The sequence below is a fragment of the Collinsella sp. TM04-29 genome (assembly GCF_003466565.1).
In the GTDB taxonomy this organism is placed as follows: domain Bacteria; phylum Actinomycetota; class Coriobacteriia; order Coriobacteriales; family Coriobacteriaceae; genus Collinsella.
The window spans coordinates 219423-231237 of sequence record NZ_QSPW01000003.1 but is presented as its reverse complement, the minus strand read 5'-3'; the positions used below and the strand labels follow the sequence as shown (position 1 = coordinate 231237).

The 11815-nt window shown below is 61.8% G+C and carries 6 protein-coding genes and 1 tRNA gene; 6 read left to right on the top strand and 1 reads right to left on the bottom strand.

Features of this window, described 5'->3' with window-relative positions; translation table 11 throughout:
* The first annotated feature begins 25 nt into the window (after positions 1-25).
* Positions 26-2203, top strand: a complete 2178-nt coding sequence (locus DXD39_RS10250) for a MurT ligase domain-containing protein (RefSeq protein ID WP_199572154.1) — start codon at positions 26-28, stop codon at positions 2201-2203.
* Between the two features lie 297 nt (positions 2204-2500).
* Positions 2501-2577 (top strand) — tRNA-Glu (locus DXD39_RS07755).
* 638 nt (positions 2578-3215) lie between these two features.
* On the opposite strand, the gene DXD39_RS07750 is transcribed toward DXD39_RS07755, so the two are convergent.
* On the bottom strand, positions 3216-5303 hold the full coding sequence (locus tag DXD39_RS07750; protein ID WP_117803692.1) for a glutamine synthetase III: 2088 nt from the start codon (positions 5301-5303) through the stop codon (positions 3216-3218).
* Between the two features lie 426 nt (positions 5304-5729).
* Here DXD39_RS07750 and DXD39_RS07745 point away from each other — a divergent pair, with 426 nt between their 5' ends.
* The 4 genes from DXD39_RS07745 to DXD39_RS07730 all read left to right on the top strand — a co-directional run bounded on the left by DXD39_RS07745 (position 5730) and on the right by DXD39_RS07730 (position 11432).
* The gene (locus DXD39_RS07745; RefSeq protein ID WP_117803691.1) at positions 5730-6602 is read left to right on the top strand and encodes a methylenetetrahydrofolate reductase; all 873 of its coding nucleotides are present in this window, start codon (positions 5730-5732) and stop codon (positions 6600-6602) included.
* Complete coding sequence (locus DXD39_RS07740; protein WP_117803690.1) at positions 6602-7390, top strand: hypothetical protein; 789 nt, start codon at positions 6602-6604, stop codon at positions 7388-7390. Before DXD39_RS07745 ends, DXD39_RS07740 begins: the two co-directional genes overlap by 1 nt.
* A 10-nt stretch (positions 7391-7400) precedes the next feature.
* Positions 7401-9959 carry a homocysteine S-methyltransferase family protein gene (locus DXD39_RS07735; RefSeq protein WP_199572152.1) on the top strand — a complete coding sequence of 853 codons (2559 nt, stop codon included), beginning with the start codon at positions 7401-7403 and terminating at the stop codon, positions 9957-9959.
* A 108-nt stretch (positions 9960-10067) separates the two neighbouring features.
* Positions 10068-11432, top strand: coding sequence for a PFL family protein (locus tag DXD39_RS07730; RefSeq protein ID WP_035136908.1), 1365 nt, complete (start codon positions 10068-10070; stop codon positions 11430-11432).
* Positions 11433-11815: the final 383 nt, after the last annotated feature.

Here is an 11815-nt window from a genome sequence, read left to right as displayed (position 1 = left end):
TGTCATCTATGTTAGGAACGGCTTCATGAACCTCCGCTCATCTCTCGCCTGCACCTCGAGCGATATCGCCCGCTGGGGACTGCGCTCTGTCCTCAAACGCCAGGGTGGCGTGCTTCCCGGCCGCATCGCCATGAAGATCGACCCCGAGCTGCTAAGCGACCTCGCGAGCCTGGTCGACCGCAGCGTGGTGATCACCGGTACTAATGGCAAGACCACCACCTCCAACCTCATCGCCGACGCCGTTGCCGCCAGCGGCGCCACCGTGGTATGCAACCGCGCCGGCAACAACATGGAGCCGGGCGTGGTGGGCGCACTGCTCGAGGCGCGCAGCGGCCTCAAGCGAGCCGGCGGCGGCAAGCGCGTGGGCGTTTTTGAATGCGATGAGCTCTACACCGTGCGCGTCCTACCCAAGCTCAAGCCGACGTACTTCGTGCTGCTCAACCTGTTCCGCGACCAGCTAGACCGCTACGGCGAGATCGACCATACCCAAGACGTCATTGCCCATGCGTTGGAGCTCTCTCCGGCAACAACGCTCATCTACAACGCAGACGACCCGCTGTGTGCCGCGATCGCCGCACGCGTTCCCAACGCGAGTATTGCCTTTGGCATCGATGGCGCCACGGGCACCGAGTCCGACCGCATTAGCGACTCGCGCTTTTGCTCGCAGTGCAACGCCCCGTTGGAGTACGACTACGTACAGTATGGTCAACTCGGCGCCTACCATTGCCCCTCGTGCGGCTGGGCCCGCCCTGCGCTTGTCCGTCGCGTGACGGGCGTGGAACTCGGCTGCGACGGCTACGGCTTTGACCTTGTCTTTGGACCCGATACCGACGCACCCGCAACGCATATCGCCACGCGCTACAACGGTCTGTACATGGTCTATAACGTTGCCGCCGCCTTCTTTGCCACACACGAGTTGGGCGTGAACACGGCGCTTCTACAGCCTACGCTCGATGCCTATGTGCCTGCCGGCGGACGCATGGGCCGCTGGGATATTGCCGGCCGCACCGTCGAGGCAAACCTAGCCAAGAATCCCGTGGGCTTCGATCGCCAGATCCAGTCCATTAAAACGGCAGGTGGCAGGCTCTGCGCCTTCTTCCTGAACGATAACGATGCCGACGGCCACGATGTCTCGTGGATCTACGATGTCGACTTCGAGCGCATCGCCGACACGCCGGGTCTTGTCGCCTTTGCCGGAGGCACGCGTGCGCACGACATGCAGGTACGCCTCAAGTACGCCGGCATCGATGCCGCGATTATCTCGGACGTCGCGCAGGCGATTGGCGCCGTGGCAGACGAGGCCGCCGATGACACCTTCTACGCCGTCGCCAACTACACGGCCTTCCCGCCGTTAGTCAAGGAGCTCGACGGGCTTAAAGACGACGATGCAAGCTCGATTGTCTCCCACGCCGTAACGCGCGCCGATGGTAGCGCTGTCCCCACCGATATTGCGCCGGTCGAGCTTTCGCGCCCGTTGCGCATCGTCTACCTGTATCCCGATGCGCTCAACCTCTACGCCGACGGCGGCAACGTTATCGCGCTCGAACGCCGCTGCGCCTGGCGCGGCATTCCCGTGTGTGTGGACGAAGTCCACATGGGCGAGACGCTCGACCTGACCGACGCCGACATCGTTATGATGGGCGGTGGCTCCGATCGCGACCAGTTGGCGGTTGCACATGAACTGCTCGCTCAAAAAGACAAGGTCGCGGCCTATGTTGAGGATGGCGGCTCGCTGCTTGCCATCTGTGGCGGCTATCAGCTGCTCGGCCGTTCGTACTATATGGGCGATGATCGCATCGAGGGTCTGGGGGTCATTGCCGCCGAAACCGTACGCGGCTCCGACCGCCTGATCGGCAACGTCGCCGTCAAGACCGACCTGGCACCCGAGCCCTTTGTCGGATTCGAGAACCACGGCGGCCGCACTCTGCTCGACGCAGACGCCACGCCACTCGGAACGTCCGTCGTCACGGGCACCGGTAATAACGGTGAAGACGGTTTTGAGGGTCTGATCTACAAGGGCGTCATCGGCACCTACCTGCACGGGCCGGCACTGCCTAAAAACCCCGAGCTCGCTGACTGGCTGATTGCCCATGCCCTCGATCGCCGCGGCGATGCGCAGGCCACAGCCCTGCTGCCGCTCAAATCCCTCGACGACACCTACGAGCGCGCCGCCCACGACGCCGCGATGAAGCTCCTCCCCTAACGACCCGCCACCACAAAGGGACAGGCGCCTTTGTGGTGGTTTTGACCCGCCACGGTAGTTTGTCTCGATCTGTAACAGGTAGACCGTTAAAAGTTGTCGTACTGTTACAGATCGAGATGTTCGTCCCGACGCCCGCTGTCTGTCTCGATCTGTAACAGATAGAGCCGATTTGCCCGCCCAGATGTTACAGATTGAGATATTTAAAAATCGGAGTAGAAGCCACCTCCTGTGTGGTGGTTTTTCAATCTGCCAACGATATGCGAACAGATAAAAAAGTCTGCTATACTCTTTCCCGCTGTCCCCATCGTCTAGCGGCCAAGGACGCCACCCTTTCAAGGTGGATATCGCGGGTTCGAATCCCGCTGGGGGCACCATTTAAATCGAGAAGCCCGTTGCCCTCGCGGTGGCGGGCTTTTTGCTGCACATGCGCCGGGATTCGAACCCGACAGGGTGCGAAGCTGAGGAAACGCGCAAGCGTTTCCCAGCGCAGCACGCAAGGAGCGAAGCGACGCAGCGAAGGCGGGCGGCGCCAGCCGCACGCGGATATCCCGCTGGGGGCACCATTTAAATCGAGAAGCCCCTTGCCCTCGCGGTGACGGGCTTTTTTTGCTGCCGATATGCCGGGATTCGAATCCGACAGGGTGCGGATCCCGGCATATCGCAAAGTCTGTGGGCAAAAAACAGCAAATATGAGTACTGTTACCAATTTAGTAACAGCGATTTCATGCCATCAGAAGGCGATTTGGACACAAGGCGTCCTACGGCGGAGGAATTGCAGGCGTTTATCAGCTAAGTACTTGGACATATGTTGCGTAACACTGCATATTTTGCAAAAAGATAATGCTACAGGGCTTGTGACAGTACTCATATTTGACGTTTTTTGCCCACGGCCCCTTATTGCGTGGGCGAATCAGTTGCAAAGCGGGATCCAAAGCGTCCTTCGCAAACAAAAAGCCGGGGCCCACGCGATGCGGACCCCGGCTCAATACCGTGACGATATGTCGGTTACGTTCTACACGTAGAACAGAATGTCGTCGTAGGTCGGAACCGGCCAGTAGTCGGCGGCCACGATCTCCTCCATTGCGTCCACGGCGGCACGCAGCGTATCCATAGCGGGAACGACCTCGTGCGCGTATACGTTGGCCTGCTCCTGGCCATCGAGAGCCTCGGCCTTCTGATGCACGGCGTCGAGCGCCTTGATGGAGTCGTTGATGGTGGTGATGCCGTTGCAGAGCTTGTTGAGCGTGTTCTGCTCGCACTGCATAGCGGCCTCAGCACCGGCGGCACGAATAGTCTCAAGGCCCTTAGCGACCTTGGTGGCATAGGCGGTAATGACCGGGCGATAGGTACGACGCGCCTCGCGAACCATCGTGGTGGCCTCGATGTTCATGAGCTTGTTGTACTTCTCGAGCTTGCAGTCGTAGCGGCACTGGGCCTCGGCGCGGGTCAGAACGCCCGTCTCCTCAAAGAGCGCGATGGCCTTATCGGAAACAAAGGCGGGCAGAGCGTCGGCCGTGGTCTTGTTGTTGGCGAGGCCGCGCTTCTCGGCCTCGACGGGCCACTCGTCAGAGTAACCGTCGCCGGAGAACAGGATGCGCTGATGATCGGTCAGGACCTTCTTGCAGTACTCGAGCGCGGCATCCTGGAACTTGTCCTCGGGCGTACCCTCGAGTGCGTCGGCGAAGGACTTGAGCGACTTGGCTACGGCAGCGTCGAGCACCAGGTTAGAGTCAGAGACATTCTGCTCGGAGCCGCAGGCACGGAACTCAAACTTGTTGCCGGTGAAGGCGAACGGGGAGGTGCGGTTGCGGTCGGTGTTGTCCTGCATCAGCTTGGGCAGGGTATCAGCGCCCAGATCGAGCACGCCGCGCGTGGCGTGGACGGAAGCCTTGCCATCGATGATCTTCTCGACGACCTCGGTAAGCTGGTCGCCCAGGAAGATGGACATAATCGCCGGAGGAGCCTCGTTGGCGCCCAGACGATGATCGTTGCCGGCCGAGGCAACGGAGGCACGCAGGAGTTCCTGATAGTTATCGACGGCCTCGATCACCGCGGTGAGGAAGACGATGAACTGCAGGTTGTCGAGCGGGGTGTCGCCCGGGTCGAGCAGGTTCTCGGACTCGGTGCCAAGCGACCAGTTGTTGTGCTTGCCCGAACCGTTGATGCCCTCGAAGGGCTTCTCGTGCAGCAGGCAGACCAAGTCGTGGCGGGAGGCGATGAGCTTCATCTTCTCCATCATGACCAGATTCTGGTCGATGGCCTCGTTGACCTCGCCGTAGACAGGGGCGAGCTCATGCTGGCAGGGAGCGACCTCGTTGTGCTTGGTCTTGGCAGGAATGCCAAGCGCCCACAGTTCATCGTCCAGGTCCTTCATATAGGCCGAGACGGTGGGGCGGATAGCGCCAAAGTAGTGCTCCTCGAGCTCCTGGCCCTTGCAGGGGGCAGCGCCAAAGAGGGTGCGACCGGTGATGACCAGGTCCCTGCGCTTGCGGTAAGCGTCCTTCTTGATCAGGAAGTACTCCTGCTCATCGCCCACGGAAGGAACGACCTTCTTGGGGGTCTTGCCAAACAGCGCCAAAACGCGCTTGGACTCACGCGAGAGCGCAGTCATGGAACGCAGCAGCGGGGTCTTCTTGTCCAGGGCCTCGCCCGTGTAGGAGCAGAAAGCCGTGGGGATGCACAGGACATCGTCCTTGATAAAGGCGGGGCTGGTGGGATCCCAAGCGGTGTAGCCACGGGCCTCGAAGGTGGCGCGCAGGCCGCCGTTGGGGAAGCTGGAAGCATCGGGCTCGCCCTGGATGAGGTTCTTGCCCGTAAACTTGGTAATGGCGGTGCCGTCGTGGTTGGGCTCGAGGAAGCTGTCGTGCTTCTCGGAAGTAATGCCCGAAAGCGGCTGGAACCAGTGCGCGTAGTGTGTCGCGCCCTTGGAGATGGCCCAGACCTTCATGGCATGGGCAACGGCGTTGGCCACATCCAGGTCGAGCGGCTCACCGTCCTCGAGGGTTGCAGCAAGGCGCTTCCAAATGTCCTTGGGGAGGTAGTCCTTCATGACTTCCTCAGAGAACACCATGGTCCCGAAGCGGTCAGTAAGTTCGGCCATACGGAACTCCCTTCGTATCGGCACCGCGTGAGAAGCGGTGTTGATTACTAACGAACGAGTCATAGATTAGGCTCGTCGTGTTTCCGCAACATTACCGTTATGTTGCTGTCACGAAACCAATCAATGAGGTTACCGCATCGCGGCGGCGTTGCCGCCCTCAACAGCCAATCAACTGTATAAATTGCAGACCTCTCCCCATGGTTTAAGGGTAGTCAATTTGGGATGGGGCTCTATTAACTGGTATTTCGCATCAGATACCAGTCTTTATAGCCCCATCCTAGATTGACCGCTCTGCTATAGGGAATGTCGATAGCAAGGCATCTTTGATTGGTATCCCCGAATAGCGAGTGAAACTCCACCGTGACACAGTGGTGCTGTAGAATCCTTACAACACATCACACTATTACGTATCTAAAGGAGCACGATATGCGCGTCGACGAGGTTTTTAAGCAGGCAGCATCCCAGGGCACCGCACCCGTTTCGTTTGAGATGTTCCCGCCCAAGGGCGAGCTTACCCTCAACACGGCTCGCGAGGTGGCAGGCAATCTGTGCAAGCTTTCGCCGAGCTTTGTCTCGGTCACCTGCTCTGCCGGCGGCTCGGGCAACGGCGCCACCACCGCCCCCATCGCGCATATGATTACGAGCGAATTCAATACGCCCTCGGTGGCGCACCTTACCTGCGTGGGCCGCTCGCACGCCGATATCGCCGCCAAGATCGACGAATACCGCTCCGCCGGCGTAGAAAACATCCTGGCCCTGCGCGGTGATCTGCCCACTGGCGCGACCGAGGATGACAAGCCCGCCTCGGACTACGCCTACGCCCGTGACCTCATCCCCGAGCTTGTCGACGCCGGCTTTTGTGTGGGCGCCGCGGCCTACCCCGAGGGCCACATTGCCTGTGAGGACCTCAACGCTTCGGTCGAATACCTCAAGCAAAAACAGGACGCCGGCGCGAGCTTCTTTGTGACGCAGCTCTTCTTTGATAACGAGTGCTTCTATCGTTTTCGCGAGCTTGCCGACAAGGCCGGCATCACCGTGCCCATTACCGCAGGTATCATGCCGTTTATGGGCAAGTCGCAGATCAGCCGCATGGTCTTTATGTGCGGCGCGTCACTGCCCTCCCCCGTCATCAAGATTCTCGCCAAGTACGAGAACGACCCCGAGAGCCTGCAGGCAGCCGGTGTAGATTATGCCGCCCGTCAGCTTTGCGACCTCAAGGAGCACGGCGCCGACGGTCTGCACCTGTACACTATGAATCGTCCTGCAATCGCCGCGACCATTATGGAGCGCCTGGGGTAATGGAAAAACCGCACATCGATACAACCGCTGTCGAAGTGCCGGCTGACCTTGCGTCGCCGGCGCTCTACCGTATCGATGATGCCCACCATCCCCGCGTCGACCGTGCCGAAATGTTGCGCTATCTGGGCTACGGCGGTCAGCAGATTGAGCCCGAGCTGTCGCAGCGTATTGAGCTTGTCGTTGAGCGTCTGGAACTGGACATTGAGCCCCGTGGCGTGCGCCGCGCATTTGCCATCGATGCCATGGGCGTGGACGAGCAGGGAGAGCCTTGCATTCGCTTGGTCGGCACCAACGTTGAGCTGCGTGGTCGCGATATCTATCGCCATCTCAAAGACGCCCGCTTTGCCGCGCTCATGGCATGCACACTCGGCATGGGCGCAGAGCGTCGTCTGCGCACCACAGGAGCCCAGCAGCCCCTGGAGGGAGCCGTGCTCGACGCCGCATGCTCCGCCTATGTAGAAGCCGCCGTCGAGCAGATGGACCAGCAGGTCAAGGCTGCGGCCGCCGCACACGGACTCGCCGGTAACTGGCGCTTCAGTCCCGGCTACGGCGACTGTCCGCTTACGGCCCAGCGCTCAATCGTGGCTGCACTCAACGCCACGCGACTCATCGGGCTTACCGTCACACCCACCAGCCTGCTCATGCCCACCAAGAGCGTGACCGCGGTGATCGGTCTGTTCGACGGCGAGGTCCACGACGCCCAGAGCCGCCCCACCTGCAATATCTGCCGCATGCGCGAGCACTGTCGCTTCCGCGCCGCCCACACCACCTGCTATTCCAGCCATTAGGAGCTCATCGATGTTTACTCCGCTTATCACTCACGATCTGGACGGCGCCGCGCTGGCGGCGCCCGTTGATGCCGCACGCCGCAATGACGCTGCATACAAGACGCGCACGATCGACGACCTTCGCGTTAAGGACGATCGCCTGCGCGCCGCCATCGAGGGCACGGGACACCTGCTGTTCGACGGCGGCATGGGCACCATGCTGCAGGCGGCCGGCATGAAGGCCGGCGCTCTGCCCGAGCTGCTCAACTTTGAGGAGCCCCAGGTCATTACCGACATTCAGCGACAGTACGTCGAGGCCGGCTGCGACGTGATCACCGCCAACACCTTTGGCGCCAACGCCCACAAGCTCGATGGCGCCGCTACCGTGGCAGATGTCTTTGCCGCCGCTGCCGCCTGTGCCCGCGCGGCCGGTGCCCATTACGTCGCCGGCGACATCGGCCCCATCGGTGCGCTGCTTCGCCCCCTGGGCACCCTCAGCTTCGACGAGGCCTATGACCTCTTTGCCGAGGAAGTGCGCGCCGGCGTCAATGCGGGCGTGGACCTCTTTATTATCGAAACCATGACCGACCTGGCCGAGATCAAGGCGGCCGTCCTCGCCTGCCGCGAGAACTCCGATCTGCCCGTCTTTGCCACCATGACCTTTGAGGAAGACGGTCGCACCTTCCTGGGCACGAGTCCCGAGGTTGCCGCCATCACGCTCGATGCCATCGGCGCCGACGTTTTGGGCATCAACTGCAGCCAGGGACCGGCCGAGCTCCGAGGACTCGCCGCTCGCATGCTCACCGTTACGGACAAGCCCGTTATGGTGCAGGCCAACGCAGGACTGCCCCACGTGGACGACGACGGCAACACCGTCTTTGATATCCAGGCGCCCGAGTACGCCGTGGCCGTCGCCGGTATGATTGAGGACGGCGTAAGCGTCGTGGGCGGCTGCTGCGGCACCACGCCGGCGCACATGGCGGCCCTACGCACGCTTATTGACAACCACACGCCCAGCCCACGCCATCGCAAGCCCAGTATGTCGGTCACGAGCGCCCAGACGGTCGTGGACCTTCCCTGCGACGGCCATAAGATTGCCGTCATCGGCGAGCGCATCAACCCCACCGGCAAAAAGCGCCTGCAGCAGGCCCTGCGCGACGGCGACCTGGACTACGTCGTGAGCCAGGGCATCAGCCAGCAGGAACAGGGCGCCGACATCCTGGACGTCAACGTGGGCCTGCCCGAGATCGACGAGGTCAAGATCATCCAACAGGCGACCGAACAGCTCCAGGGCTCCACGCTGTTGCCGTTGCAGATTGACTCCACCGACCCCGCAGCCGTCGAGGCCGCCGTGCGCCGCTACGCTGGCAAGCCCATCATCAACTCGGTCAATGGCAAGCAAAAGATCATGGATGAGATCTTTCCGCTGGTCGCCCACTACGGCACCAACGTTGTCGGCCTTACGCTCGACGAAGGCGGCATCCCCGATACCGCCGAGGCCCGCTTTGCCATCGCCGAACGCATCGTGGCCGAGGCCGCCCGCTACGGCATCGGCCCGGACCGTATCCTCATCGACTGCCTGGTCATGACCGCCTCGACCAATCAACGCCAGGCCGAGCAGATCCTACGCGCCATGTCCCTGTGCAAGGAGCGTCTGGGCGTCAAATGCGCGCTCGGCGTATCGAACATCAGCTTTGGCCTGCCTGCCCGCCCGCTGCTGGGCTCAGTCTTTTTGGCTGCCGCTTTTGGCGCGGGCCTGGACGCCCCCATCATGAACCCGGGCTCCAAGCGCTTTATGGATACCGTCTACAGCTATCGCGTCCTGAGCGTTGAGGACGAGGGCTCGACCGGATACATCGAGCGCTACGCCGGCTGGACCGATCCGTACAAGATTGCCGCAAACCCGGCAGCAGCTCAGGCCGCATCGACCGACACCGTGCCCGCTGCTGGCACCGCCGGCACCGACGGCAACGACGACCCGATTCGTCGCATGGTCGTCTCGGGCCGCAAAGGCGAGATCGCTGCCGAGACCGAGCGCCTGTTGGCAGACCACGACGCCATGGACCTCATCAACAATCACTTTATCCCCGCCCTCGACGAGGTTGGCGTCCTCTTTGACCAGGGTAAGTTCTTCTTGCCGCAGCTCATGGCCTCGGCCGAGGCCGCGCGCGTGGGCTTCGACACCATCAAGCGCCTGATGCCCGCCGGCGAGATTGCCGACAAGGGCAAAATCTGCGTGGCCACCGTCAAGGGCGACATCCACGACATCGGTAAGAACATCGTCAAGATGCTGCTCGATAACTACGGCTATACCGTCTTTGACCTAGGCCGCGACGTCGACCCGCAAGAGGTGCTCAAGACTGTACAGGAGCGCGACATCAAGCTCGTTGGCCTCTCGGCGCTTATGACTACCACCGTCGTCGCCATGGAAGAGACCATCAAGTTGCTCCATGCCGAGGTTCCGGGCGTCAAGATCATCGTGGGCGGCGCCGTACTCACCCCCGAATACGCCGAGCAGATCGGTGCGGACTACTACGCCAAGGACGCCGCCGAGAGCGCTCGTATCGCCGAAGAGGTCTTTGGGAAGTAACACAACGGAAACAACCGAGCACCAAAACGTGCCGCACGCGCCACTTGGCACGTGCGGCACGTTAGAATAGATAAGACTATGCTCGTTTTGGCAGATAGGAGCGCAAGGATGGCGATCACGCCCGCAGAAATCGCGGAAACCCGCGGCATGGTTGAGGAACAGAACCTCGACATCAGGACCATCACCATGGGTGTTTCGCTCATGGGTTGCGGTGACGAGAACCTCGACCGCATGTGCACGAAGATCTACGACCACGTGACGCACACGGCTGAGCATCTGGTCGAGACCGCCGAGAACCTCGAGCGCGAGTACGGTATCCCCATCGTCAACAAGCGCGTTTCCGTCACCCCGGTGGCGCAGATCGCCGCGTGCTGCAAGGATGAGGACCTCACCCCCATCGCGCATGCCCTCGACCGCGCGGCCGAGACGCTCGGCATCGATTACCTGGGCGGCTTCTCCGCACTCGTCCAGAAGGGCATCGGCGACGCCGACCGCCGCGTCATCCAGTCCATCCCCCAGGCGCTCGCCACCACGAGCCGCGTCTGCTCCAGCGTCAACGTCGCCAGCCTGCGCGCCGGCATCAATATGGACGCCGTGCTTATGGCCGCCCAGACCATCATCGATGCCGCTAAACTCACGGCCGACCAGGATTCCGTCGGCGCTTCCAAGTTTGTCTGCTTTGCTAACATGGTCGAGGACTCCCCGTTTATGGCGGGCGCCGTCCACGGCGGTGGCGAGGCCGACGCCGTCATCAACGTAGGCGTCTCGGGCCCCGGCGTTATGGCCGCAGCCCTGGAGACGCTGCCCGATTCCGCATCGATGATGGAAGTCGCCGAAAAGATTAAGCAGACCGCCTTTAAGATCACCCGTGCCGGCGAGCTCATGAGCCGCGAGGCCGCCCATCGTCTGGGTGTCGAGAAAGGCATTGTCGACCTGTCGCTGGCTCCCACGCCTGCCATTGGCGACTCCGTCGCGCGCATCCTCGAAATCATCGGCGTGGGCACCTGCGGTGGCCCCGGCACGACCTGCGCGCTCGCCATGCTCAACGATGCCGTCAAGAAGGGCGGCGTCATGGCCAGCTCCAGCGTGGGCGGTCTCTCGGGCGCTTTCATCCCCGTGTCAGAGGACGCCGGCATGATCGCCGCCGTCGAAGCCGGCGCGCTTTCGCTCGAGAAGCTCGAGGCCATGACCTGCGTGTGCTCCGTTGGCCTGGACATGATCGCCATCCCCGGCGACACCCCGGTCGAGACCATCGCCGGCATCATCGCCGACGAGATGGCCATCGGCGTCATCAACAACAAGACCACGGCCGTCCGCGTGATTCCTGCTATCGGCAAGGGCGTGGGCGACTGCGTCGAGTACGGCGGCCTGTTTGGCCGTGCACCCATCATGCCGGTGAACCCCAACGCCGGCACTGTGCTTGCCCACCGCGGTGGACGCTTCCCGGCACCACTGAACTCGCTGAAGAACTAGCTGAGGGGGACTGGCGAGGAGCCCCGGGGAGGGCAAATATATAAGGTCGCCTGCTCGGACAGTCCTGACTCGCACGGAGAGCACATTAAGTGCTCTCCGGCTCGTGCGGAACTCGCGATCGACCTTATATATTTGCCCTCCCCGGGGCTCCTCGCACAACGGAACCTCAGTTGGGTTCTATCCCGGTTGCAGCCGCTTCGCTCCTGCACCACTTGGCTGGTGCGGCGGTTTGGCGTTGGACGGTTCTTTTTCTGATATATGCTGGTTGCGGCTCTTCTTTTGGGAGGAGTCGCTTTTTTGTTGCTAGGAGGTTGGCCCGTGGTTGATGGGGAGATTCGTTCTGATCTGCTTTCTGCGGATTGGAATGGCGAATGGATGCGTCT

Coding starts and splice junctions, on each gene's coding strand:
- DXD39_RS10250 (WP_199572154.1), top strand. CDS start 26: ATGAACCTCCGCTCATCTCTCGCCTGCACCTCGAGCGATATCGCCCGC.
- DXD39_RS07750 (WP_117803692.1), bottom strand. CDS start 5,303: ATGGCCGAACTTACTGACCGCTTCGGGACCATGGTGTTCTCTGAGGAA.
- DXD39_RS07745 (WP_117803691.1), top strand. CDS start 5,730: ATGCGCGTCGACGAGGTTTTTAAGCAGGCAGCATCCCAGGGCACCGCA.
- DXD39_RS07740 (WP_117803690.1), top strand. CDS start 6,602: ATGGAAAAACCGCACATCGATACAACCGCTGTCGAAGTGCCGGCTGAC.
- DXD39_RS07735 (WP_199572152.1), top strand. CDS start 7,401: ATGTTTACTCCGCTTATCACTCACGATCTGGACGGCGCCGCGCTGGCG.
- DXD39_RS07730 (WP_035136908.1), top strand. CDS start 10,068: ATGGCGATCACGCCCGCAGAAATCGCGGAAACCCGCGGCATGGTTGAG.